Source organism: Kribbella sp. VKM Ac-2566, from assembly GCF_004366005.1.
Classification (GTDB): domain Bacteria; phylum Actinomycetota; class Actinomycetes; order Propionibacteriales; family Kribbellaceae; genus Kribbella; species Kribbella pratensis.
Window position 1 is genome coordinate 376,114 of the sequence record NZ_SODT01000010.1, and the last position, 23,097, is coordinate 399,210.

Consider the following 23,097-nt stretch of genomic DNA (forward strand, 5'->3'; position numbering starts at 1 on the left):
CGGTGCCCTGACCCCCACCCCATCATTCCCCGTAGTCCGGTACCTGGACCTCCGCGCCGCCCCGCAGGGCCGATTGATGGGCGCAGATCCCGGGTGCCGTCCAGGTCGCGGCGGTCCGGGCGTCGACCCGCGGAGTCCGGGCCTCGACAATGCTCGACACGAACTCGTGGACAAGGTGCGGGTGCGATCCGCCGTGACCGCCGTCGGTGAACGGCCTGAGTGCCTCGGGCAGCAACTCCGGCGCTCCGCCGGGTCGTACGTCGACCTCCGTCACTGGACGTCCACGGCGACCGTCCGCGAGCGGCTCGAGTTTGAACTGCTTCATCGGCCCGCCCTCGAGCTGCGGCCACTCCAGCGCGCCCTCGTCGCCGTACACCGAGAAACCCTCGAGATAGCTGCGGCCGAGCTGGAAGAACGACATCGTGACGTTGGCGACCAAGTCGTCACCCGCCAGCTTGAACAGCCCGGCCTCGGTCCCGAACCCCTCCCCCGCAACGCCGATGTGATCAGGCGTCAGCCGGCTGGAGCCCAGGCAGCGCACCGACTCGACCCGCGTGTTCGCCAGCGCCAATGCGGGCGAGAGGGCGTGCGTGACGTAGTGCATCGGCGGGTAACCCAGCCAGTACTCCGGAAACCCGTCGAGGTTCTGCAGGTGGTCGCCCTTGAAATACGTGAGCCGGCCGAGCTTCCCGGTCTCCAGCAACTCCTTGGCGTGGAAGTACTCGCGGGAGTAGACCGCGGTCTCCATCATCATGTAGTTGCGCCGGGCATCGTCCTGCGCCGCGATCAGCGCATCGAGGTCCTCCAGGGTGGTTGCCATCGGCACCGCCGACGCACAGTGCCGCCCGGACCTCAGCACCTCCTGGACCTGCGCGGCATGGAACCGCACCGGCGTCAGCAGGTGTACGGCGTCCCACCCGGGAGCGGACAGCGCGTCCTCGAGCGACGCGAAGCGCACCGTGATCCCGAGCCGGTCCGCGACAGACGCGGTACGGGTGGGATCGGCATCGACGACCGCGACCCGGCCGACGTCGGGGTGCGCCTGGTAGATCGGGACGAACGCGGCGCCGAAACCGAGGCCGACGACGATCACGTCAACACTCATCGGACCGGCGCCTCCCGCCCAGCGCTTGAGGCGGGTCATCCGTTGCGCCAGCGGGATGGTCGTAGGCGGGATCCGGGGGGACGCCGGTCAGTTCCGCGGTGCGCTCCCACAGGCGCGCACGCAGCCTCTGATCCTGTGCCCGTGGATCGATCCGGGCCGGGCCCACCCCACCGAAGAACTCGCCGAACCTCTGCGGCCCGTAGTAGTCGCCGCCCTGCACGTCGGGTGCGGTCGCTGCGTACAGCACCGGCAGGGTGCCCTCGGGCACGGACTGGGACAGTGCTTTCGTCAGCGCGTTGAGCGGTCGCGCGAAAGCGCCGAGCCCTTGGTTGCGGGCGCCCGCCGCAGCGAGTTCGGTGCCGGTGAACCCGGGGTGCGCGGCGACGCTGAGTACTTGAGATCCCTGTGCCGACAGGCGTTCTTGCAGTTCCAGCGCGAACATCAGCCCGGCGAGCTTGGACTGTGCGTAGGCCTGACCCATCCGGAACCGCCGGTGCTCGAACCCGGGGTCCTCGATGTCGAACCCCTTGCCGCGGTGGGCGATGCTCGACACGGTGACGACGCGGGCCGACTCGCCGGCACGCAGTGCCGGCATCAGCAGCCACGTCAGCGCGGCGTGTCCCAGATAGTTGGTGGCGAAGATCGACTCGTGTCCATCGACCGTACGCCGGAACCGGCCGGCCGGGATGCCCGCGTTGTCGATCAGCAGGTCGACGCGGTCGCCCGTACGGTCCCGGATGTCCGCCGCGGCCTTTCGCACCGAATCCAGGTCGGCGAGGTCCAGCAGGACGAGTTCGCCGCCGACCGCCGCCGCGGCGCGCTCACCGCGCTCCCGGGAGCGGCAGGCGAGAATCACCCGGGCACCCTTGGCCGCGAGCACCGTCGCGGCGCGCAGGCCCAGGCCCGAGTTCGCGCCAGTGATCACTACGGTGCGCCCGCCCTGGTCGTTGATGTCAGCGTCGGACCAAGCTCCCATGACCCAGCATGCTAGCCCTGACCGGCTTGGTTCCCATCGAGGTCACCGCAGCCAGGGGTACTTGCGGACGAAGTCGAGGCTGCTCCACCACTTGCCGAAGCCCCACACGTTGCCCGCCGCAACCAGCGCCAGGACAACGACCGTGACAGCGCCGACGATGTGGTCGTCCAGCACCGGGTTGTTCTCCGGCGGCAGATTCGCCGACCACATCAGCAGATACAGCAACGCGCCACTGACGGCCGCGATCCGCATCCCGATGCCCAGCGTCAACGCCACACCGATACCGGCCAGACCGATCATGAACAACGGGCTGACCCACCAGTCACCAACCAGCGACTGATAGAAGTCCGCCAACGGGCCACTGGTTCCCTTGCCGAGGAACCCGGCCGTCGGGTCGCCGCCGTCGATCCAGCCCTTACCCGACGGAGTCGCGTAACCGAAACCGAAGACCTTGTCGACGAACGCCCACAAGAACGACAGCCCGACAACAACCCGCAGTACGGCGAGCGCACGGCCGGCCGCAGTGGTGATGATCGGATGGCGAACGGGTTCCGTCGCAGGAGTCTGGAGATCGCGCCGGTGCAGCGTGGTGGTCATGATGTATCTTCCCTTCCCTTGACCTTCTGACACCTCGATCGTCTGCTCCCGTCGTCCTGCCGGGCAGAGTCGTTGTCACCTCAGTGAGAGAGGCGAAAGACCCGTCTGCGGCGTGACCGCTGTGTTCTTGGCGGCGGATGCGGCATCGTTCTGGGATGGGCGCTACGAAGCGATTGCCGAAGAAGCGGTACGAGCGCGAGCTGTTGCGGCTGCAGGCCGAGCTGGTCAAGCTGCAGGAATGGGTACGGGTCGAGAAGGCCCGGGTCGTGGTGATCTTCGAGGGCCGTGACGCAGCCGGCAAGGGCAGCACGATCAAACGCGTCACGGAGTACCTCAATCCCCGCGTCGCCCGGATCGCCGCCCTGCCCGCACCGACCGAGCGCCAGCGGACGCAGTGGTACTTCCAGCGGTACGTCGAACACCTGCCGGCGGCCGGCGAGATCGTCCTGTTCGACCGCAGCTGGTACAACCGCGCCGGCGTCGAACGCGTGATGGGATTCTGCACCAACCAGGAGTACGCACGGTTCCTGCACCAGTGCCCGATCTTCGAACGGCTGCTCGTCGAGGACGGCGTACTGCTGCGCAAATACTGGTTCTCGGTCAGCGACAGCGAACAGGAGCACCGCTTCCGCAGCCGTGTCGAGGACCCGATGCGCCGCTGGAAACTCTCACCGATGGACCTGGAGTCGATCACCCGTTGGGAGGACTACTCCCGCGCGAAGGACGAGATGTTCGTCCACACCGACATCCCCGAGGCGCCCTGGTACGTCGTCGAGAGCGAGGACAAACGCTCCGCCCGGATCAACATGATCGCCCACCTGCTGTCGACCGTCCCCTACCACGAGGTCCAGCGACCGCCCCTCGAGCTCCCACCCCGCCCACCCTCCAAAGGCTACGAACGCCCACCCCGCGACATGCAAACCCAAGTCCCCGACCACGCCGCCCAACTCCGCAACTGAGAGGTCAGAAGATGTAGAAACCGGTGACGGCGGTGGGGAGGATGCCGAGGGCCAACCAGGGCGAGAAGGGGGTGCGCTGGTGGATGAGGCGCATGCCGGCGACTGTCAGCAGGCCGATCACGCCTGACATGAGCCACAGGCCGATCCCGCGGCCGCGCTCGGTGTCGGCGAAGCCGATGCTGTAGACGGCGAGCGACACCGTCGGGACGCTGCCGACGTGGAACAGGATGACCGAGGCGACCCATTTCTGGACGGTCTCGATCTTCATCGGGCGGGGCTGGCGCCGCTTCATAGGTCGTTCCCTGCGTCGGAGAGGTTGATGAAGGTCAGACATGTTCGAGGTCACCGGTCCGCACGCAGGCCGTCCAGCAGCTCGACCTGGTCCGACAGAACCGACGTCAGGATGCGCCTGGCCACCGCGAGCAATTCGGCCACCTGCGGACTGGTCAACGCGTAGTACACCTGCGAACCCTCGCGACGGGCCGTCACCAGGCCCGCGCGGCGCAGCACGGCCAACTGCTGGGACAGGTTCGACGCCTCGAGGCCGATCTCCGGCAGGAGCTCGCTGACCGCCATCTCGCGTTCGCTCAACAGCTCCAGCAGCCGGATACGCGCCGGATGCCCCAGTGTCTTGAAGAACTCCGCCTTCAACTGGTGCAACGGTGTCGTCATCCTCCGCCCTCCACTCGCTCCCTACCTTGCAAATTCATGCGATCACGAATTGAAGAATTCTGCAACTCGTGCATAAGGTAGGTCCACCATGGACACGTTCACCGCGGAACTGCACCAGCGGATCACCTCCGCCCGGGAACAACTCCACGCTGCCCAGGACACCGGAGACCTCGACGCCGAGCGCATCTACTCCGGAGAACTCGACAGCCTCCTGCGCCAAGCTCTCGAGAACGGCATCACCGTTCCGCCGGAGGGCACCGGACAGCACGCCTGAACGACCGACACCGTCTGGGGGGACATTGGAGACCGCCGCTCTCTACGAAGTGACCTACACCTTGCCCGACCGCGCCGCACCCACCCGGACCGTGACGGACGCCGCCGGCGTCACCGAACTCGTCCGCCAGGCCGCGGCCTCCGGATCGCGGGTGCATATTCGCCCGCTCCCCGAGGACGAGCAACCTCGACCAACCTGAGTCACACCGCGGCAGGATACGGACGTCAGCAGGACAGGGTGGCGAAGGTGTAGCCGCGGGCCGACAGGGTCGTCAGGACCTGGTCCAGGGCGGCGACCGTCTGGGCTCGGTTCCCGCCACCGTCGTGCATGAGGATGATCGCGCCGGGGTGCGCGCCGGCCAGCGCGCGCCGCACGATCGTCGACGTACCCGGTCGCGCCCAGTCCTGCGGATCGACGTCCCACAAGACCTGCTGCATGCCGTTGCGCCGGATCTCGGCACGGACCGCGGCGTTCGTCGCGCCGTACGGCGGGCGGAAGCACTTCGAGCGGACGCCGTCGGCGATCTGGTGGTGCAACTGGGCAGGCGAGAGCTTGGGCAACTGCGGGTGGGACACCGAGTGATTCCCGATAGTGTTGCCGGCTGAGCGGACCTGGTCGACCAGGTCGGGGTGCTCGTTCGCGTGTTCGGCGAGCATGAAGAACGTGCCGTGCGCGTTGTGCGCCTGAAGTACGGCGAGCACCTCGGGCGTCCAGTGCGGGTCCGGGCCGTCATCGAACGTCAGGTAGACGACCTTCCCGCCCGCCTGCTTCACCGGCCCGGCGGACGGCGCGTGGGAGGGCGTCGCCGAAGGTGACGCTGCCGGTTTCACAGGAGTGGTCGCAGCGGCACGCGGTGCCGTCTCGGATGCGTTGGCCGGCCGGCCCTCACTCGCGAATGCGGTGTGCAGGCAAGCCATCGCCACTGCCGCACCAAGCGCGAGCCCGATCGGCAACCCGAACCTGCTCCCCATCCCGTCCCCCGAATCTCCGCACCGACATCGTCCTGGTCACCACCATCGACGCTGCCGCCCACCGGAAAGTTCGGTTCGCGGAGGTCAGGTGAGGTCGTCGGCGTAGGCCGTTGCCAGGGGCTCGTCCCACGGCTCGGATTCTGCGGCGAGGGAGTCGAGGACAGTTTCCGGTCGGGTCGCGCCGGAAACGACGGACAGCACGGGCGACGACGCCAGCAGGGCACGTAGGTACAGGCGTTGCAGCGAGACGCCACGTTCGTCGGCGAGCGCGGCGAGATGTGGCGACGGAGCCGCGGACGCGGGCCGAAGGGGCGAGTAGGCGAAGAACGGGACCTCGTTGGCCTCGCACCACGCAAGCACGTCGAGCGACTCGCGTCCGATGGCGCTGTGGTGATTCTGTACGGCGTCGACACGCGCGACCGCGGCCGCCCGCTCGAGGTCGGCGACGCTGACGTTCGACAGACCGACCCGGGCCACCTTGCCTTCGTCGCGCAGCTCCGCGAGAGCCGAAACGCCCTCTTCCACAGGCTGTTCGGCGAGATCGACGCGATGGAGGTAGTAGAGATCGAGTCGCTCGCGCCCGAACACCCGAAGGCTCGTCTCGACGTCGGACCGGATCCGGCGCGCGCTGATGTCGGCGTCCCAGGTGGACTCGCCGGTTCGCGAATGACCACCTTTGGTCCCGACGATCACGCCCGTACCCCGAGCTGCCTCGGCGGCCAGCTCCTCGCCGTACAACGGCGCGTCGACGCGCGCGTATGCACGCGCGGTGTCGAGGATCGCCGTACCCGCAGCGATTCCGGCCCGGATCGTCGCGAGATCGGCGGAGCGATCCCTGGGCGCGAACGAGAACCCGGCAACGCCGAGGGCCACCCGCCCGACAAGTTCCTTCATCAACGCCTCCCGCCGACGACGCTACACGTCCACTCGCCGGGGGGTCTGTCTTGTCTTTCGAGGCTCGCTTGACAATTTAACTGAGTGCACTCATTATTGAGGAAACTCAGGTTATTCGATCTGAGCAAGTCGTCGGAACTAGAAGGAAGTCGCCGTGCGCGCGTTCGTCGTGAAGCAGTACAAGGGGCCGGTTCAGCAAGCGGACGTCCCCGAGCCCGTGGTCGGAGAGCACGACGTACTCGTGCAGGTCCGGGCCGCCGGGCTCAACATGCTCGACGAGAAGATCCGGGCGGGCGAGTTCAGGCAGATCCTCCCGTACAAGCTGCCGCTGATCCTCGGTAACGACGTCGCCGGAACGGTGCTCGGCGTCGGTGCGAAGGTGCGGGGATTCAGGCCGGGCGACGAGGTCTACGCCCGGCCCGGCAAGGACCGCATCGGAACGTTCGCCGATCGGATCGCGGTCGCCGAGGCCGACCTGGCGCTCAAGCCCGCATCGGTCAGCCTCGAGGAAGCCGCCTCGCTACCACTGGTGGCTCTGACCGCATGGCAGGCACTCGTCGAGCGGGGCAACCTGCAGCCGGGTCAACGGGTCCTGATCCACGCCGGCTCCGGCGGAGTCGGGACCATCGCGATCCAGCTCGCCAAGTACCTCGGCGCAACGGTCGCCACCACGGTGAGCGCCGGCAACGCCGACTTCGTGCGCGAGCTCGGGGCGGACCTCGTCATCGACTACCGCAGCCAGGACTTCGAACAGCTCGTCGAAGGGTACGACCTGGTGCTGGACAGCCTCGGCGGCAAGAACCTCGAGAAGTCGCTCCGCGTGCTACGCCCCGGCGGCAAGGCGATCGGGATCGCAGGACCGCCTGATGCGGCGTTCGGCCGCGAGGTCGGCGCGAACCCGGTACTGCGGCTGGCGATGGCAGCGCTCAGCAGCCGCATCCGGCGCCAGGCACGGCGCCTCGGCGTGACGTACGAGTTCCTCTTCATGCGCGCCAGCGGCGACCAGCTTCGCCAGATCACGGCCCTCGTCGACAGCGGCGTACTGCGCCCCGTCGTCGGACAGGTCTTCGACTTCGACCAGACCGTGCAGGCCGTGCACTCCCTGCACAAGGGCGGCATCCGCGGCAAAGCCGTCATCAGCCTGCCCTGACAAACCCTACGAACCAGGAGAACCATCATGAGTACCGTCATCACCGCCTACAAGGACGCGCCGACCCGCACGGTCGACGCCGGCGGCGTCACCTACGCCTACCGCGAGCTCGGGCCGAAGGGCGGCATCCCTGTCGTCTTCTTCGTCCACCTCGCCGCCACCCTCGACAACTGGGATCCCCGGATCATCGACCCGATCGCCGCGGAGCACCACGTCATCGCCTTCGACAACCGTGGCGTCGGCGCCTCCACCGGCCGCGTTCCCGACAGCATCGAGGCCATGGCCGACGACGCCTACACCTTCGTCAAGGCGCTCGGCCTCGACAAGATCGACATCTTCTCCTTCTCCCTCGGCGGCATGATCGCCCAGGCCCTCGTGGTGAAACACCCCGACCTCGTCCGCAAGCTCGTCCTCACCGGCACCGGCCCCGCGGGCGGCAAGGACATCGACAAGGTCGCCGGCATCACGTACTACGACATCCTCCGAGCGACTCTGACCCGCTCGGACCCCAAGGAGTTCCTGTTCTTCAACCGCAACGCCACCGGCAAGCCCGCCGCCCGCGCGTTCGTCAACCGGCTCAAGGAGCGCACTGCCGACCGCGACGCGGAGATGAAGGTCAAGGCGTTCCAGACGCAGCTGAAGGCGATCAAGAAGTGGGGACGCTCCGCCCCGGCCGACCTGTCCACGATCACCCAGCCCACCCTGATCGCCAACGGCGACAACGACCGCATGGTGCCCTCGGTGCTGTCGGAGGACCTGCACCGGCGTATCAAGGACTCGGAACTGGTCATCTACCCCGACTCCGGCCACGGCGGCATCTTCCAGTACCACGAGCAATTCGCCCCCGTCGCCGTCGAGTTCCTCGCCCGCTGACCAGGAGCTGCTCTTGCTCCCGTGGAAGAATGAGCGCCGGCACATTCGAGTCCACGCAGCCGGAGCCCACGCAGCAGATAAGGAAGGCAGCCATGCCACTCGCCTCCCAACGAGTCGGACGGCGCGAGCGGAACAAGCAGGAGAAGCTCGACCGCATCACCGCCGCCGCCCGGGAGCTCTTCGCCGAGCGCGGAGTCGACGAGGTCACCACCCAGGAGATCGCCGACAAGGCCGACATCGGCGCCGGCACGCTCTTCCTCTACGCCAAGACCAAGGGCGAACTCCTCCTGCTCGTGCAGAACTCGTCGTACGCCGACGCGCTCGCCGAAGGTACGTCGGCTGCCGGGAGCATCCCCGACGTACTCGACGCGGTGATGGCGATCGTCCGCCCGGTCGTGGAATGCAACCGCAAGCAGATCGACAACGGGCGGACCTACCTCCGCGAGATCGTCTTCGGCGACCCCGAGGAGCCCCACCACCGCACCGCCCTCGGCCTGACCGTCCAGACCGAGCAGGCGATCGCCGACGTGCTCCAGCGAGACGGGCGCAGCAGCGCCGCCGACGCCGCAACGCTCGCCCACATCGTGTCCGCGATCATGTTCGTCAGCATGGCGGCAACGATCAACATCGCCAAGCCGGTCGACGACGTCGTCCAGGAGATCAAAACCCAGGTCCAGGTTCTGCTGCCGAGGTGATGTCAGGCTGACTTGACCTCGCGGCGGAGGAGCCGCACGAGGCCGAGGGCGAGTGGCAGGAGTACCCAGATGGCGCCGGAGACTGCGATGTGGGCCCAGTCGCCGGCCTGGAACGTCCGCTGGTCGAAGGCCGGCGCCATGGCGGTGTTGACGTCGAGCCAGGGCGCGACCTTCTCGAGGCTGCCGACCATCGAGAAGAGCACCGTCCAGGCGATCGGGATCACGTAGTAGAGCACGATGGCGGCGGCGGTGTTCATCAGCAACATGCCGAAGGCGAAGCCCTGAACGATGCCGATCAGTTGTACGGCGAAGAAGTCGCGGACGTTGGCGGCGCCAATGTTCCAGCTACCGGCGCCGTCCATGAACGCCATCCCGGCGAGGTTGCTCAAGGCTGCCACACCGAGTGCTACGACCACCGCGAGCAGGCCGACCAGGACCACAGCGACCAGTTTCGCGACGGCGATCCGGATCCGGCTGGGCTCGAGGGTGAAGGTGACCAGGCCGGTGCGCTGGCTCCACTCGGCGGTGACCGCGAGGATGCCGAGCACCGGGAGCAAGATGCTCTGCGGGGTCGCCGTCGCACCGACGAGGTTCATGAAGGTCAGCTGGTCCGGATCGGCGACGAACAGGAACACGACGATCACGGCGACCGTGATGAGACCGATCGCGGTGAGCAGCCAGAAGCCGGCCCGGGTGTCGACCAGTTTGCGCAGTTCGGCCCGCAGCAGGCGGCTGAACGGTACGGATGCCACTCTCGGATCCGGTGACAGTTCGATGTGGTGGGTCGCGGTGGTCATGCGATGACCTTCTCTCGTGCGTCGTCGGCGGTGAGCTGCAAGAACATTTCCTCGAGTCCGGAACCGTCCGCGCCTCGCAGCTCGGTGACGGCCACGCCATGCCGTGCGGCGGCCGCGGCGATCTGCTCGCGGGGGGCATCCACGACGTACGCGCCGTCGGGCTCGAGCTGGTACACGAACCCGGCGGCGTCGAGGCAGCGCGCCAGCGCATCCGGGTCCAGGCCGCGGACGAGCGTGCCCGCGGCGTTCAGCAGGTCGGCCTTGTTGCCATCAGCAACGATGACGCCGCGACCGATGACGACCAGGTGGTCGGCGATGACCTCGATCTCGTGCAGGAGATGTGAGGACAGCAGGACGGTTCCGCCCTGGTCCGCGAAGCCTCTCAGCAGCCCGCGCATCCAATGGATGCCGGCGGGGTCGAGCCCGTTGGCCGGCTCGTCCAGGATCAGCACCTGCGGGTCGCCGAGCAGCGCGTGCGCGATGCCGAGACGTTGCCGCATGCCGAGCGAGTAGTTGCCGACCCGGCGGTTGCCCTCGTCGGCGGACAGCCCGACGATCTCGAGCATCTCGTCGACCCGTTGGGGGCGAAGGCCCATGACGATGGCGCCGAGGCGAAGGATCTCGCGCCCGGTCCGCCCGGTGTGCTGCGCGGACGCGTCCAGGAGGACCCCGACGTGCCGCCCCGGGTTGGGAAGTTCGGCGTACGGGACGCCGAGGATGGTGCTGCGACCCGCCGACGGCGGGGTGAGCCCCGTCATCATGCGCATCGTGGTCGACTTGCCTGCCCCGTTGGGACCGAGGAAGCCGGTGACGGATCCGGGCTGCGCCCGGAAGGACACGCGGTCCACGGATTGGTGCGCTCCGTACCGCTTACTGAGTTCTTCGACTGTGATCATGTGGTCGAGCCTGGGCCCCCGCACGGGCCCGGCACATCAGCCGCAATGCCATGACCTCGAACCACGGGACAGAGCTGAACAGACCACGGTAGGGGTCCGGCCGAACCGTGGTCTCTGCCCGGAACGGCAGACCTCCCGTACCGTGAGCAAGGTGGACGCCATCCAAGCCGCGCCACCACCTCCGCTGAGCCACTGGCAGTCGACGTGGCGCTACCTCTTCGCCATCGTCACCGGCGCCGGCTTCTGGATCACGAGCTACTACAACACGTACGCCGGACAGATCGGTGCGCTCTGGGCCATCGACCTGCTGCTCGGAGTAGTCAGCGTGGTCCTGATGCGCCGGCGACGTACCAACCCGTTCCTCGTTGCCATGATCGTCAACATCTTCGGATCCTTCTCCACGGCCGCGTCGGGGGCTGTCGTCGTCACCACGGTGTCCCTGGCGACGCGCCGGCGCTGGCGCGAGATCGTACCGGTCGCGGTCGTGGGCTTCGCCGCGTCGGTCGTCTTCTTCGAAACCCATCCCGGCGCGGAGGACTCGCTGCTCTTCTCGCTGTTGTTCACGGTCGTCTTCGTGAGTGCCGTGATCGCCCCCGGCATGTACGTCGGTGCTCGCCGCGACCTGCTGTCCACGCTGCGAGAGCGAGCGGATCGTGCCGAACGCGAGCAGGGCCTGCGAGTCGAGCAGGCGCAGGTCACCGAGCGGGCAAGGATCGCCCGCGAAATGCACGACGCCCTGGCGCATCGCCTGTCGCTGGTGGCCTTGCATGCGGGTGCACTGGAGTACTGCCGAAATCTGAGCGATGCCGAGGTGGCCGAGGCAGCCGCAACCACCCGCAAGAGCGCCCACCTCGCGCTGCAGGACCTGCACGCGATCCTCGGCGTACTGCGAACCCTCGAGACCGACGCACCACCGGAGCGTCCGCAACCGACGCTGGCCGACCTTCCGGCACTGGTCCAGGAGGCGATCGGATCAGGCACGAAGGTCCGGTTGCACAACCGGGTCGACAACCTGGCGGAACCGCCCGAGGCGATCGGGCGCGGGGCCTACCGGATGATCCAGGAGAGTCTGACGAACGCCCGCAAACACGCACCGGACACCGCAGTCGACGTCACCCTCAGCGGCCACCGGGGCGGGCAACTGGTGCTCGAGGTACGCAACCCGCTGCGGCTCGGCTCCGCCGTGAGCTTGACGCCCGGATCCGGTCTCGGCCTGCTCGGACTGACCGAACGCGCCGAGCTGATCGGCGGCTGCCTCGAGCACCTGAAAGTGGACGGGCACTTCGTGGTCCGCGCCTGGTTGCCGTGGCCGGCATGAGCACCGCCGTCCGTGTGGTGATCATCGACGACGACGCGCTCGTGCGCGCGGCACTCGCCATGATCCTGCGCGACGACACGACGATCGAACTGGCCGGCGAGGCGGACGACGGTCAGACCGGGCTCGACCTCATCGCGCGGGTCACGCCCGACGTCGTCCTGATGGACATCCGTATGCCGCGACTCGACGGGCTCGAGGCTCTCGCTCAGCTGATGGGCCGGCCCGCACCGCCCAAAGTGATCGTGCTGACGACCTTCGACGCCGACGACTACGTACTGCGCGCCCTTCGCGGCGGGGCCAGCGGCTTCCTCCTCAAACACACCCCGCCGGCGGCCATCGTCGAGGCGGTACACAAGGTCGCCGCCGGCGAACACATGCTCTCCCCCACCGTGACCGCCCAACTGATCGCCCGCCTCGGCGCGGATGAGCCAGAAGCCCAACACGTCCTCGATGCTCGATCACTGGCCGGCACACTCACCTCCCGCGAACGCGAAGTAGCCATCGCGGTCGGCCAAGGCAAGGTCAACGCACAGATCGCCGAAGAGCTCTACCTGAGCATGGCCACCGTCAAAGCGCACGTCTCGCGCATCATGGTCAAACTCCAAGCCACCAACCGCGTCCAGATCGCCAACCGCATCCACGACGCAGGCCTCACCTGACCGAGTGCGGACGCGCCGCTCACGGACACGTCTTCTCGTAGGGACGGTTGCCGAACGCCTGTGCCCATTCGGCGGCGGTCAGGTTGCGGCCGGCCATGGCGCAGGCGTGGGCGATGGTCTGGTTGATGCGCGTGTCCCATTGGTATGTCTTGCCGTCGTACGCCGCGATCGTGACTATATCGCTGCCACCACCCGTGAAAGTCGCGTGAACTGCGACTGGCTTGCCTTCGGTGGAGGCGGCGACAGTACCGAGGAGGTCGAGGGTGTGGGCGTCCCACAGGCTGACGGTGCCATCCGCGGCTCCGGACACGATGCGTGTGCCATCTGGTGAGAAGCGGATGCTGATGCCTTCGTCGGTGTGTCCGGTCGCCGCTGCGCGTTTGACCTCGCCCGACCGGGTGTCGATGGTGAGTACCGCGCCGTCGGCTCCGGTGACTGCGATCAGTCGCCCGTCGGGCGAGTACGTGGTGGAGTTGAGGCGAACGGGAAGACCTCCGCCCCGAATGTCCGCGCCGGTCGCCGCTCGGACGATTCGCCAGTTCTCCCTGGAGACTCCGTTGTCGTCCTTGAAAAGCGCCGCCGTCTCACCGTCCTTCGACGACGCCACGCAGCAGTCTGTGGTGAAGGTGTACGTCGCCCCCAAGGGTGACAGCTCCGGGTCGAAGTAGGCGGTGCCCTCCGTCTTGCTGGTAACGATGCGCTTGCCATGGTCGATGTAACCGACCGCGGACACGGGGATGTCCTGTTCCTTGCGGATCTTGCCGGTCCGGGCGTCGATGATCTTGATCGTCTCGAGGTCGTGGACGATCAACTCCTGTCCGTTCGGGTGCCACGCCGCCGGTGTCCGTGAGACTGGCTGCAGTTCGATGTCGAGACGGGTGGGTGTCGTCATCGTGCCCGTGGTCGCATCGGCGATCCGCACCCAGGACGACTTGCCATCTCGCCACAGGTAGGCGGTTTTCTGTCCGTTGTCGGAGGCAAGGACGTGGAGGTACTGGCGCGGCGGAACGGCCTGCGTCGAGCGAAGGTACGGCCGCTGCCCGCCGAGATCGTAGATACGCAGGATGCCGTCGTCCCCGCCGGTATACAGCCTCCGCGCGTCCGGGCTGAAGGCGACGGCCCACGACGCTTCGGTCGTCTTGAGACGAAGGCGTGGGACGCCACTGGCGACCTCCCAGATGACAACCTCTCCGCCGGACTGAGCCGTAGCCAGCAGCTTGCCGTCGCCGGAGAATGCCATGTCGCGAGGTGGATCGGTCTGGCTACGCAGCACCCTGAGGGTCTTCCCCGTACGCGCGTTCACCAAGGTCGTCGTCGTCCTGTCGCTCCGATCGGGGCCAGGATGCTGAAATGCCAGCAGGTCGCCACGCTTGGTGAGGGCCGCGGTGGGGGGACCGATAGCGGTGTCGAAGTACGGCCCACCAAGGAGATCTGGCCGTTGCCACAGCCGCTTGCCGGTGGCTACGTCGTAGGCGGTAAGCGGCCATTGGCCGTAGATTGTGTGGCCGTCCGGGCTGAGAACGACGCTTTGGGAGGCAGTGGTAAGCGGCACCTTGTGCGGTGGCCGACCAAGTGCGCGGAGATCCCAGACCAGACCGAATGCGTCGGAGTAGTAGGACGCTCCATAAACGCCGGCAGCAAGGTAGCGACCGTCCGCACTGAAGGTCAGGCTGTCGAAGCGCAGCTCGTCCATCTGCGGAAGAATGGGCTGTGGCGTCACGGGCTCCAAAGTTTGGGCGCTCAACAGAACGAGTGGCCATCGAGGATCAAGTGTTTCCTCAGCACTCCCAGCAAGCGCCGCGACCAAGCGGCCGTCCGGACTGAACCTCGCTTTGGTGAAGATATCTGCGTGCTCGTCCGCCACCACTGGACCAAAGCTGTACGAGTGCAGAACATCCCCTGATCGCGCGTCGTACAGGTGGATCGTCACGTTGTTGTCGCCGGAAACGATCCGGTGTCCATCGGGAGAGACCTCAAGGAAGTCGATCAGGCCCAGCGGGGCGGGCGCAGACCGAACCAGGAGCGGGCGCGCGTTCATCGCGGCCACCAGGTTGGCTCGTGTCTCCGGCGAGTCGTTGAGGCGGACGCCCTGGGTCGCGAGCAGGAGCGACTGGCTGATGTCCTCGGTCAGCAGCGCGCGAGCGCCGACCTGGCGGGCCAGTTCACTCGTTGCGGCCTGTTCTGCGCGGTCTGCCTGACGGACGGCGACCAGCCCCGCGGTCAGCGCGCCGACCAGCAGAAACGCGCCCGCGACGAGGGCGGCGCGGAGTCGTCGGTTGATCCTGAGTTGCAGGCGAGCTTGGCTCTCGGCCTTGTGCAGTTCCGTCTCCGACAATCGCTTGCTTGCGGCAAGGAACTCTTCCTCGGCCAGAGTCAGAGTCGGCGTCGTACGGTCTTGCCAGTCCAATGCCTTGGCGAGGCGGACGCCGCGGTATAGCTCGCTCCCGGGTCGGCCCAGGTTGTTCCAGGCGTCGGCGGCACCGGCGAGGTGGTGCAGGATGCGCCGGCCTTCCACATCTTCCTCGAGCCACCCGCGCAGTCGCGGCCAGGCGCGGACGAGCGATTCGTGGGCGAGCTCGACCACCCCGGCGTCGCTGGTGACCAGACGTGCGGCCACCAGCCTGTCGATCATCACGTTGTCCTCGGGACGGACCACGACGACCCTGCGCGGCAAGCGGCTGCGGACCGGGTCGCCGTCCGGACCGGGCGCGACCAGGCGCAGGAACAGGTCGCGCAGGACCTGGCGTTGGTCCGCCGGGATCCGCTCGTGGACTTCTTCGGCGGACTGAGCGACGGCGCCACGGATCCCACCGGAGGCGTTGTAGCCGGCGACGCTGAGTGTGCGTCCTTCGCGGCGCTGCCAGGTCTCGCGCAGGGCGTGCGACATCAGCGGGAGCGCGCCCGGCTGGTCGGCCACCTCGTTGGTCAGCAGATCAACCAGTCCCGGTTCGATCACCAGCGATGCCAGCCGAGCGGGCTCTTCGATCGCTGCCCGTAGGTCAGGCGGCGTCATGCCGGGCAACAGGTGGAGCCCTCGCTCGACGATCCGGGCGAAACCCGGGTGCGAGGAGACGTCGGCGAGCCGATCGGCACGCATCGACATGATCACCGGCGCCGCTGCCCGGTGCGCGCTGAGTGCGGTCAGGAAGCGGGCGCGCTCATCGGCGTCCTGGCACAGCGAGAAGACCTCTTCGCACTGATCAACGAGCAGCACTGGCGAAGAACCCGCACCAGGCAACGCGGCAGCCATCGCAGCCAGTGGATGCAGTCCCGGGGTCATCACCACGACCCGCAAGCCGTCGCGTTGCAACGCTGCCGCGACCCCGGCCCGCACCAAGGAGGACTTACCGCAGCCGGACGGTCCGACGACGGCCACGACGGACTCTTCGGACAGCTTGTGGAGACAGGCGGCGATGTCGGCGTCGCGTCCGAAGAAGCCGTCCGCGTCGTCCACGTCGTACGGCTTCAGTCCCGGATAGGGGCAGACCGGGCTCGGCTCCGGCAGGACACTCTCCGCCACCAGCGACGGGTCCTGCTGGAGGATCGCCTGCTCCAGGGCGTCGATGGCGGGGTTGGGGTCCAGGCCGAGGTCGCGATTCAGCACGGTGCGCAGTCGGCGGATCGTTCGCAACGCCTCACTCTGGCGGCCGGACTGGTACTGCGCGGTCGCCAGCAGGATCCAGCGACGTTCGCGCAGTGGTTCCTCCGCGACCAGCGCCTGCGCCTTGGCCAGCACGTTGTCGTGCCGGCCCGATCGCAGAGCCGCCTCGACGTACAGCTCCTCGGCGGCGTGCCGCAGCTCGATAAGTCGCGACGCCTCGATCCGGGCCGTGTCCCAGCTGTCCAGCTCCGTCAGCGGCGGACCCCGCCACAAGGTCAACGCATCGGCGAGCACCAGCGCGGACCGTTCCGGTTCGCCGGCCGCCAGCAGGTCCCTGGCGCGAGCAACGGCGCGATCGAAACGCTGCGCATCGATCTCGTCGAGCGGTACGGCGAGCCGGTAGCCGAGCGGCACCGTCTCGATCGCGTGAGGGCCGAGGACCTTGCGCAGGCGCATCACGCACCCCTGGACCACCTTCGGCCACGACGCCGGCAATACCTCCCCCCACAAGGCGTCGGCCAGTCGCTCGGCGCTGACGACCTCACCAGGGTGCACCGCCAGAGCGGCAACCACGACGCGGTCACGTCGTCCGAGTGTCTTCTGATCCCCCTCGATCGAGAGCGGGCCGAGCACGTCGATACCCACCTCTCGACTGTCGACCTCGCCTGGCAGCGCGTCAACAGCCGCGATACCGCCGTGATACCGGGCCGAGCCGCCGTGATACCGGCCCGAGCGAGAACGGGAGCACCGAGCATCCGGCGTACCAGGACCACCAGCACTGGCGGCCCCGCCAGATGCGAGGACAGGAGAACGGAACATGTCCGAGGGAATCAGGAATCACAGAACCTCAGCATTCGCGGTACTCGCAGTTGCGTTTGCGGCCGGCACGCTCGGCACGCTCGAAGCTTCAGCAAGTCCTCGGGAACCCGACAGCACGCGCCAGCCCGCTCAGTCCCAGGACGGTTGGCCGGACGAAGGGTCCGGTTATCCCGGATACGGAGACCCGTCGCCCACGAACCTCGTGCCCGACGATTGGCCCGATGAACGCACTGGCTATCCGGAGTACGCCGACCAGGCCCCTGCGACAGGCGCCCGGTCGACCCCCGGCCTTGACGCCACCTCAATCGCGCTCGGGGCTATGGGTGGCATCGCACTCGGCGGAGCCGCGCTCGGCACCACCTTGGTCGTACAACGACGACGCGACAACATCACCCAACCCACAGGGTGAAGCTCGCACCAACGACTGGGCGTCCGGCCGGGTCAGTGCTGTGGGAAGCAGGCTGCGACGGCGAGGGCGTCTACGAAGTCGTTCATTTCGTGGCCGGAGTGGCCCTTGACCCACTGGAAGGCGACATCCCCGCGCTGGGTCACCAATTCGACCAAGGGCTCCCACAGGTCCTGATTGGCGACCGGCTTCCTTGCCGAGGTGAGCCAGCCGCGCTCGAGCCAGCCGGTGTGCCAGCCGTCGCGGAAGCAGTTGACGACGTACGTCGAGTCCGAAACGACCAGGAGCGGACCCTCGTTCGCCCGCACGGCCTCGAGCGCGGCCCGGATCTCCATGCGCTGGTTCGTGGAAACCGCCTCGTGGCCGGAGGCATGCACGGTCTTCGACAATGCCCAGGCCCAACCTCCCGGCCCAGGATTGCGCGAGCAGGCACCATCGGTGAACACGGTGCGCGCCCCGACGGGGACGGTCATATCAGCCGGACGAGGACGACGAGTACGCCTAGGAGACATCAGAGCGAAACCCTATCCCCCTGACGCACTCCGACGTACAGCCGCTCCCAGGGGCAACGCCGTTCGGTTAAGGGAGTGGGCCGGCTGTCAATCCCGTCGGTGACCAGCCGGCCAACCCCGACCACGCCTCAAACCGGAGGTTGCCCCCTCAACTGCAGGGTTGCCCACCGAAAATCCGAGGGGGCATCCCTCCACACCAGGGAGCAACCCGGCCAACGCAGGAATCAGTTGCCTGCTGTCGACGGAGCCCATCACAGCCTGAGCTACGGACCGGGGAGGATTACCCGCCGGATCCAGTACACGAGCCTCCCCACTTCGATCGGGGCGGCTGGCCCCGAGCGGGGAGAGCAGCGTACCCGGATCGACCAGCAGAACTCCCCACTCCACCCCCGACCCGGCCGAGGCCGACCAGCAGGCCGCCGAAATCCACGACTCGACGGACACCAGTGCCTGCATCACGTCGCTCGAGCAGCCGCCGGATAAGCCCAAGCCAGCCACGCATGCATCACAAGAGCCGGTTATCCACAGATTGCGAAGACCGGCCGTTCGAATGCCCGAAAGTCCATATGTTCTTGGGGCAAAGGAGGTGCTCGATGAGTGCTCGCAAGGACAGAGACGGCGGCCGGAGCGACCGTGGAGGCAGCAGGCGACACAACGGCCTGGACATGGATCAGCGGCACCCGGTGCTGACTCCGCTGACCATGCCGCAGGCCGAGCGGTTGGTCCGTCTGGCCGAGGCCGCGGTCGCGGAACGCGGGTTTTCGATGCGGTACGACGGCGCCGGCGCACTGGTAGCGGCCGGAGACGACGACAGTCCGGTGGGCGACACTCCGTCTGCCGGGCTCGCGAATCTCGCGCGCACCGTCAGCGGGTTGCCACGACAGCAATGGCGATCGGCGGTGGCTGCGCATTTCGACCAGATGCTTCCTCCGGGCGAACGGCCGATGGTCCCGGAAGACCTGGAGAACGAGCTCCACCTTCGGCTGGTCTGCGCAGCCACGATCGATCGAGGTTGGACCGACCGGGTGCCGGAGTTCGTGCCAGGTGTACTCATCGCGCCGGCGACCTGCACGGGGCGCGCGGTCGCAATGCATTTCGACCTCGACTCTCTGGGTGTGCCGTGGGAGGAGATCACCCGGATGGGTCTGGCGAACCTGCGCCGTCTCGAGGACAACGTCGAGCTGGTGCAAGACCCGGGTGGCGACGGCGCCGAGGTTGCCATGCTCACCGGCGGCATGTTCACCGCGTCCCGGGCGCTGGTTCTCGACACCGTGCTGCGCGAATCCCTGCGCATCGAGAACCCTCCGTACGGCTGCCTCGTGGCCATGCCGGCCCGGGACATGCTGCTCATTCACGTGGTGCGAGATCAGACGGTGGTCAGCGCCTTCGGAATGCTCCTCAGACTCGCCAATTGCTTCTTCGCCGACTCGCCGGGACCTGTGAGTCCGCACGTGTACTACGTGACCGGCAACGAATGGCAACAGGTCACCGACTACCGCACCGGCACCGCGCAACTCCAGGCCCGCGGCCGCTTCTCGGAAACTCTGCGCCGCCTCGACAGCGAAGCAGGCGGTCTATCGCATGTCGTCTGACGAGATGGCTTGGAGGGCGGCGGTGGCGGTTACTACGTCGCACCAGGCTTCGCCGACGCTTTTGAAGAGGCGGGGTGCGCCGGCTGTGATGTCGAGGCGGCCGGTGGCGAGTTCGTGGAGGTCGGCTGTGATCGCGTCGGTCTCGGGTACGCCGTCCGCGATGGCGAGGATGATGTCGCCGGCCTGGCTCAGCGCTGAGGCGCGTGACTCGACCACGACGGTGGCGCGGCGGAGGAGGTTCGTGTCGACCTCCCGGACGGCTGGTTCGTGCGACCCGACGGCGACCACGGTCGCTTCCGGCCGGAGCAGCTCGGAGTCGAACAGCGGCTCGGTCGCCGTCGTACAGCAGGCGACCAGGTCGACGTCCGCGACATCGTCGGGGACCCCGGGCCGAGCCGGGAGGCCCTGCGCTTCGAGCGAGCCGACGAGCGCGGTAACCGCCTCGGCCCGGCGGCCCACGACGACGACCTGGTCCAGCGGACGGACCGCGTTGATCGCCAGGGCATGGCTCAACGCCTGCGGCCCCGTCCCGAACACCAGCAACGAGTTCGAGTCCGTGGTCGCCAGCCGACGTACGGCGAGCGCCGAGAGACTCGCCGTACGTCGCAACGTGAGCGACTCGGCGTCGATGACGGCGACCGGCCGCAGCGTCGGCCCGTCGAAGGCGATGTGGACACCCTGGATCCGGGGCAGGCCACGGGCGGCATTGCCGGGGCTGATCGACACAACTTTCACGCCGACGTGCGGTCCGACCTCGCCAGGCATCAGGATGAGCTGGCCGCCGGACACCTCCACGAACGTCCGCGGCGGCGTGTTCCCAGTCCCGGTGATCAGCGCGGCATCGAGTGCGTCGATCGCCTGCGTCCAGCCGAGCGTGCGCTCGAGGGCCGCCTTGTCGATGAACCTGATGCTGTCCGGCATGGATCTCCTAAACGACGCGTCCGCCCTGGATGACAACCCGTTGTGCGGCTGGATCCCACAGGCATGCGGGCCGCTCCAACGGGTTGCCCGAGACTACGAGAAGGTCCGCGATCGCCCCAGGCCGGACCACGCCGAGGTCCTCCAACCCCAGCAGGCGGGCGTTCACCGAGGTCGCGCAGCGCAGGGTGTCGAGGATGCCGAGCACCTCGCTCTGCAGCCGCAACCCGTTGAGCTGTTCTTCCTCCAACTCACCCATCAGGTCGGTGCCGAACCCGACCGGAACCCCTGCGGCGACGGCGAGCTCGATCGCCTGCCGGCCGGCGTCGAGCACCTCACGGTTCTTGGCCCGCGACACCGCAGCCATCCCGAGCTCCACGCCGCGCCGGTCGATCGCGTCGTACGCCGCCAACGTCGGGATGAGGAATGCGCCGTACTCAGCCATCGCCGCAGCAGACGGGCTGTCGAGGAGGTTGCCGTGCTCGATCGACCGTACGCCGTTCCGCACCGAGTGCACGATCGCTTCCGGCGAGTACGAATGCGCCGCGACGTAGCTCCCCCGCCGGGCCGCCTCGGCCGTGACGGCGCGGATCTCGTCCTCGGAGTACTGCGGGATCCGGATCGGGTCCGTCAGCGATACGACGCCGCCCGACGTCATGATCTTGATCGCGTGCGCGCCCTGCCGGAAACGCTCACGGACAGCCCGACGCAGCGGGTCCACCCCGTCGACGACCTCCGTCGTGTGACTGTGGCAAGGACACGTGTCCCAGTGCGCCGGCCGCGCGTCGCCATGCCCACCGGTCTGGCTCAGCGCCGGTCCGGTGAACAGGTACCGCGGCGCCTCCAGCCGCCCCTCGGCGATCGCCTTCGCCAGCCCCGCCTCGCCACCGGCGACATCGCGGATCGTCGTGAAGCCGCGCCGCAACGCGTTGCGCAGCCGGCCGGCCGCGACGATCGCGATGTAGCTCAGCGGGCTCGCTTCGATGTCGACCATGTCGAGACTGATGCCGTACGGATGACAGTGCGCGTCGATCAGCCCAGGCAGCACGGTGCCACCCTCTGCGTCGACGACAACAGCGTCGTCCCCCAGGTCCGCGGTGTCCCCGACCGAGACGATCCGCCCGTCCCGGACAGCAACTGGCCCGTCGACGAGCTCAGCGCTCTCACCGTCGAAGACCGTCGCATTGGTCACGATGAGCGTGCCTTGCCCAGACCTGCCGTCATTGACGAGCACGTCGTCCTCCTTGAACTGGTTCGTTGGTTTCGGTGAGCAGTGGTGCCATTGTCAGGGCGAGGTGGAGAGTGAGGCGGTCCTCGCCGCGGTGCAGGTCGAAGCCGGTGATGGTCTCGATGCGGCGGAGGCGGTAGTACGCCGTCTGGCGGTGGATGGCGAGCTCCGTGGCCAGCTCCTGGATGTTGCCGGCCCGGTCCAGGAAGACCTGCGCGGTCCGAACCAGCTCACCGCCGGCGTCGAGCAGCCGCTGCGCCCGCGGATCGAGTACGGCGTCCACCAGGGCCGACCGCGGACCGCAGGAGATCAACCGGTGTACGCCGAGTTGCGACCAATGAGCGACCGCACCGAGACGCGGTACGGCCGCCAGGATCTTCGTGGCGCGCATGGCCTGTTCATGGCTGGTCCGCGCGTGGGCGAGGCCGCGCTGCGGCTCACCGACTCCGACGAGCAGGCGCGCCGCGGCCTGGTCGCCCAGGCGTTGGGCGTGCAACTGCCGAAGTCGGTCGATCGCCTGGTCGATCAGGGACATCCGCTCGTTCGCGAGGTCGACAAGCAATGTCGTGAAGCCCTCTCCCGAAGTGGCGAGCACATGGCGCGGCAGCGACCAGAGATTGAGCGGCACGACCTCACGCGAGGGCTGTTCGGCATGGACAAGCACGACGTACGCCGTCCGCTGGACGAGCCCCCTGCTGTCGAGCTCTTCGACCGCCCGCGCCGACACCGCGTCGTCAGGTGCCAGCAGGTTGGCGAGTAGCAGCGACGCGTCACGACTCCCCCGGGCCCGCTGCGCGAGCAGAGCACCCGCCTCGCGCGCGATCGCGGCGGTCGCCTCGAGCTGCTCCGGCGTACCCAATCCGCCTTCTGGGTCGAGCAGCCAGAAGTATCCGTAGGTCACGCCGTTCCATCGCACGGGCAGGCACAGCCGCGGGAGGATGCCGAGGCTTGGCTCGGACGGCGTACGGACCGGTCCGGTCGCGGTGGCGATGCCGAACTGCTCGAACCAGCTCCGGACGTCGGCGGTCGAACGCCGGCGCAGGATCGACCCGGCCCGGACCGCGTCGATCTCGTCGGCCTGCGTGTTGAACGCGATCAGGTTGAAGTCGCGGTCCTCGAGCACAGCCGGCGTACCGAACGCGTCCGAGACCGCGCCGACCAGGTCATCGAGGTCCATCCGTCCAG

At 67.9% G+C, this 23,097-nt stretch carries 23 protein-coding genes; 9 read left to right on the top strand and 14 right to left on the bottom strand.

Features of this window, described 5'->3' with window-relative positions; genetic code table 11:
• Positions 1 to 22 precede the first annotated feature (22 nt).
• The 3 genes from EV647_RS20210 to EV647_RS20220 are packed head-to-tail and all read right to left on the bottom strand — an operon-like array spanning position 23 to position 2,678.
• Complete coding sequence (locus EV647_RS20210; RefSeq protein ID WP_166680387.1) at positions 23 to 1,105, bottom strand: Gfo/Idh/MocA family protein; 1,083 nt, start codon at positions 1,103 to 1,105, stop codon at positions 23 to 25.
• Complete coding sequence (locus EV647_RS20215; protein WP_134005110.1) at positions 1,095 to 2,081, bottom strand: oxidoreductase; 987 nt, start codon at positions 2,079 to 2,081, stop codon at positions 1,095 to 1,097. Before EV647_RS20215 ends, EV647_RS20210 begins: the two co-directional genes overlap by 11 nt.
• 42 nt (positions 2,082 to 2,123) lie before the next feature.
• Positions 2,124 to 2,678, bottom strand: a complete 555-nt coding sequence (locus EV647_RS20220; protein WP_134005112.1) for a hypothetical protein — start codon at positions 2,676 to 2,678, stop codon at positions 2,124 to 2,126.
• A 155-nt stretch (positions 2,679 to 2,833) separates the two neighbouring features.
• Between EV647_RS20220 and ppk2 the strand changes: the two genes are divergently transcribed.
• Positions 2,834 to 3,637 carry a polyphosphate kinase 2 gene (gene ppk2, locus EV647_RS20225; protein WP_134005114.1) on the top strand — a complete coding sequence of 268 codons (804 nt, stop codon included), beginning with the start codon at positions 2,834 to 2,836 and terminating at the stop codon, positions 3,635 to 3,637.
• A gap of 4 nt (positions 3,638 to 3,641) precedes the next feature.
• Here ppk2 and EV647_RS20230 read toward each other — a convergent pair whose 3' ends face one another.
• A complete protein-coding gene (locus EV647_RS20230; RefSeq protein ID WP_134005116.1) occupies positions 3,642 to 3,929 on the bottom strand; it encodes a hypothetical protein in 288 nt (95 codons plus the stop codon).
• A gap of 50 nt (positions 3,930 to 3,979) precedes the next feature.
• The gene (locus tag EV647_RS20235; protein WP_134005118.1) at positions 3,980 to 4,309 is read right to left on the bottom strand and encodes a helix-turn-helix transcriptional regulator; all 330 of its coding nucleotides are present in this window, start codon (positions 4,307 to 4,309) and stop codon (positions 3,980 to 3,982) included.
• An 88-nt stretch (positions 4,310 to 4,397) separates the two neighbouring features.
• On the opposite strand from EV647_RS20235, the gene EV647_RS20240 reads away from it, so the two are divergent.
• Positions 4,398 to 4,583, top strand: a complete 186-nt coding sequence (locus EV647_RS20240) for a hypothetical protein (RefSeq protein WP_134005120.1) — start codon at positions 4,398 to 4,400, stop codon at positions 4,581 to 4,583.
• A 49-nt stretch (positions 4,584 to 4,632) separates the two neighbouring features.
• The gene (locus EV647_RS42105) at positions 4,633 to 4,782 is read left to right on the top strand and encodes a hypothetical protein (RefSeq protein WP_166680388.1); all 150 of its coding nucleotides are present in this window, start codon (positions 4,633 to 4,635) and stop codon (positions 4,780 to 4,782) included.
• A gap of 25 nt (positions 4,783 to 4,807) precedes the next feature.
• Here EV647_RS42105 and EV647_RS20245 read toward each other — a convergent pair whose 3' ends face one another.
• Complete coding sequence (locus EV647_RS20245; protein WP_134005121.1) at positions 4,808 to 5,554, bottom strand: polysaccharide deacetylase family protein; 747 nt, start codon at positions 5,552 to 5,554, stop codon at positions 4,808 to 4,810.
• Between the two features lie 84 nt (positions 5,555 to 5,638).
• The gene (locus EV647_RS20250; RefSeq protein WP_134005123.1) at positions 5,639 to 6,448 is read right to left on the bottom strand and encodes an aldo/keto reductase; all 810 of its coding nucleotides are present in this window, start codon (positions 6,446 to 6,448) and stop codon (positions 5,639 to 5,641) included.
• A gap of 154 nt (positions 6,449 to 6,602) precedes the next feature.
• Here EV647_RS20250 and EV647_RS20255 point away from each other — a divergent pair, with 154 nt between their 5' ends.
• From EV647_RS20255 to EV647_RS20265, 3 genes are all read left to right on the top strand, one after another.
• Complete coding sequence (locus EV647_RS20255; RefSeq protein ID WP_134005125.1) at positions 6,603 to 7,598, top strand: NADP-dependent oxidoreductase; 996 nt, start codon at positions 6,603 to 6,605, stop codon at positions 7,596 to 7,598.
• Positions 7,599 to 7,625: 27 nt separating this feature from the next.
• A complete protein-coding gene (locus EV647_RS20260) occupies positions 7,626 to 8,471 on the top strand; it encodes an alpha/beta fold hydrolase (protein ID WP_134005127.1) in 846 nt (281 codons plus the stop codon).
• Between the two features lie 92 nt (positions 8,472 to 8,563).
• The gene (locus EV647_RS20265; RefSeq protein WP_134005129.1) at positions 8,564 to 9,166 is read left to right on the top strand and encodes a TetR/AcrR family transcriptional regulator; all 603 of its coding nucleotides are present in this window, start codon (positions 8,564 to 8,566) and stop codon (positions 9,164 to 9,166) included.
• Between the two features lie 2 nt (positions 9,167 to 9,168).
• Here EV647_RS20265 and EV647_RS20270 read toward each other — a convergent pair whose 3' ends face one another.
• Both EV647_RS20270 and EV647_RS20275 read right to left on the bottom strand, forming a co-directional pair.
• Positions 9,169 to 9,963 (bottom strand): ABC transporter permease, encoded by a 795-nt coding sequence (locus EV647_RS20270; RefSeq protein WP_134005131.1) that lies wholly within the window; start codon positions 9,961 to 9,963, stop codon positions 9,169 to 9,171.
• The gene (locus EV647_RS20275) at positions 9,960 to 10,859 is read right to left on the bottom strand and encodes an ABC transporter ATP-binding protein (protein ID WP_134005133.1); all 900 of its coding nucleotides are present in this window, start codon (positions 10,857 to 10,859) and stop codon (positions 9,960 to 9,962) included. The genes EV647_RS20270 and EV647_RS20275 overlap by 4 nt, the downstream gene beginning before the upstream one ends.
• A gap of 151 nt (positions 10,860 to 11,010) precedes the next feature.
• Here EV647_RS20275 and EV647_RS20280 point away from each other — a divergent pair, with 151 nt between their 5' ends.
• Both EV647_RS20280 and EV647_RS20285 read left to right on the top strand, forming a co-directional pair.
• On the top strand, positions 11,011 to 12,177 hold the full coding sequence (locus tag EV647_RS20280) for a sensor histidine kinase (RefSeq protein WP_166680389.1): 1,167 nt from the start codon (positions 11,011 to 11,013) through the stop codon (positions 12,175 to 12,177).
• Between the two features lie 17 nt (positions 12,178 to 12,194).
• On the top strand, positions 12,195 to 12,836 hold the full coding sequence (locus tag EV647_RS20285; protein WP_370343546.1) for a response regulator: 642 nt from the start codon (positions 12,195 to 12,197) through the stop codon (positions 12,834 to 12,836).
• Between the two features lie 19 nt (positions 12,837 to 12,855).
• Here EV647_RS20285 and EV647_RS20290 read toward each other — a convergent pair whose 3' ends face one another.
• Positions 12,856 to 17,082 (bottom strand): BTAD domain-containing putative transcriptional regulator, encoded by a 4,227-nt coding sequence (locus tag EV647_RS20290; RefSeq protein WP_166680390.1) that lies wholly within the window; start codon positions 17,080 to 17,082, stop codon positions 12,856 to 12,858.
• 615 nt (positions 17,083 to 17,697) lie between these two features.
• Positions 17,698 to 18,174: a ribonuclease H gene (locus tag EV647_RS20295; protein WP_370343548.1), complete on the bottom strand. Its 477-nt coding sequence runs from the start codon at positions 18,172 to 18,174 to the stop codon at positions 17,698 to 17,700.
• 593 nt (positions 18,175 to 18,767) lie between these two features.
• Between EV647_RS20295 and EV647_RS20300 the strand changes: the two genes are divergently transcribed.
• Positions 18,768 to 19,766: a hypothetical protein gene (locus tag EV647_RS20300; protein ID WP_134005142.1), complete on the top strand. Its 999-nt coding sequence runs from the start codon at positions 18,768 to 18,770 to the stop codon at positions 19,764 to 19,766.
• Here the strand turns inward: EV647_RS20300 and EV647_RS20305 are convergent.
• The 3 genes from EV647_RS20305 to EV647_RS20315 are packed head-to-tail and all read right to left on the bottom strand — an operon-like array spanning position 19,749 to position 23,089.
• The gene (locus EV647_RS20305) at positions 19,749 to 20,687 is read right to left on the bottom strand and encodes an ornithine cyclodeaminase family protein (protein ID WP_134005144.1); all 939 of its coding nucleotides are present in this window, start codon (positions 20,685 to 20,687) and stop codon (positions 19,749 to 19,751) included. The two genes, EV647_RS20300 and EV647_RS20305, sit on opposite strands and share 18 nt — an antisense overlap.
• Positions 20,688 to 20,694: 7 nt before the next feature.
• A complete protein-coding gene (locus EV647_RS20310; RefSeq protein ID WP_134005146.1) occupies positions 20,695 to 21,918 on the bottom strand; it encodes an amidohydrolase family protein in 1,224 nt (407 codons plus the stop codon).
• On the bottom strand, positions 21,905 to 23,089 hold the full coding sequence (locus tag EV647_RS20315; RefSeq protein ID WP_134005148.1) for a CdaR family transcriptional regulator: 1,185 nt from the start codon (positions 23,087 to 23,089) through the stop codon (positions 21,905 to 21,907). Before EV647_RS20315 ends, EV647_RS20310 begins: the two co-directional genes overlap by 14 nt.
• Between the last annotated feature and the right edge of the window lie 8 nt (positions 23,090 to 23,097).

What these genes read in the sequence shown, in the direction of transcription:
- EV647_RS20210 (WP_166680387.1), bottom strand. Translation starts at nt 1,105, where the DNA reads ATGAGTGTTGACGTGATCGTCGTCGGCCTCGGTTTCGGCGCCGCGTTC.
- EV647_RS20215 (WP_134005110.1), bottom strand. Translation starts at nt 2,081, where the DNA reads ATGGGAGCTTGGTCCGACGCTGACATCAACGACCAGGGCGGGCGCACC.
- EV647_RS20220 (WP_134005112.1), bottom strand. Translation starts at nt 2,678, where the DNA reads ATGACCACCACGCTGCACCGGCGCGATCTCCAGACTCCTGCGACGGAA.
- ppk2 (WP_134005114.1), top strand. Translation starts at nt 2,834, where the DNA reads ATGGGCGCTACGAAGCGATTGCCGAAGAAGCGGTACGAGCGCGAGCTG.
- EV647_RS20230 (WP_134005116.1), bottom strand. Translation starts at nt 3,929, where the DNA reads ATGAAGCGGCGCCAGCCCCGCCCGATGAAGATCGAGACCGTCCAGAAA.
- EV647_RS20235 (WP_134005118.1), bottom strand. Translation starts at nt 4,309, where the DNA reads ATGACGACACCGTTGCACCAGTTGAAGGCGGAGTTCTTCAAGACACTG.
- EV647_RS20240 (WP_134005120.1), top strand. Translation starts at nt 4,398, where the DNA reads ATGGACACGTTCACCGCGGAACTGCACCAGCGGATCACCTCCGCCCGG.
- EV647_RS20245 (WP_134005121.1), bottom strand. Translation starts at nt 5,554, where the DNA reads ATGGGGAGCAGGTTCGGGTTGCCGATCGGGCTCGCGCTTGGTGCGGCA.
- EV647_RS20250 (WP_134005123.1), bottom strand. Translation starts at nt 6,448, where the DNA reads ATGAAGGAACTTGTCGGGCGGGTGGCCCTCGGCGTTGCCGGGTTCTCG.
- EV647_RS20260 (WP_134005127.1), top strand. Translation starts at nt 7,626, where the DNA reads ATGAGTACCGTCATCACCGCCTACAAGGACGCGCCGACCCGCACGGTC.
- EV647_RS20265 (WP_134005129.1), top strand. Translation starts at nt 8,564, where the DNA reads ATGCCACTCGCCTCCCAACGAGTCGGACGGCGCGAGCGGAACAAGCAG.
- EV647_RS20270 (WP_134005131.1), bottom strand. Translation starts at nt 9,963, where the DNA reads ATGACCACCGCGACCCACCACATCGAACTGTCACCGGATCCGAGAGTG.
- EV647_RS20275 (WP_134005133.1), bottom strand. Translation starts at nt 10,859, where the DNA reads ATGATCACAGTCGAAGAACTCAGTAAGCGGTACGGAGCGCACCAATCC.
- EV647_RS20295 (WP_370343548.1), bottom strand. Translation starts at nt 18,174, where the DNA reads ATGTCTCCTAGGCGTACTCGTCGTCCTCGTCCGGCTGATATGACCGTC.
- EV647_RS20300 (WP_134005142.1), top strand. Translation starts at nt 18,768, where the DNA reads ATGAGTGCTCGCAAGGACAGAGACGGCGGCCGGAGCGACCGTGGAGGC.
- EV647_RS20305 (WP_134005144.1), bottom strand. Translation starts at nt 20,687, where the DNA reads ATGCCGGACAGCATCAGGTTCATCGACAAGGCGGCCCTCGAGCGCACG.
- EV647_RS20315 (WP_134005148.1), bottom strand. Translation starts at nt 23,089, where the DNA reads ATGGACCTCGATGACCTGGTCGGCGCGGTCTCGGACGCGTTCGGTACG.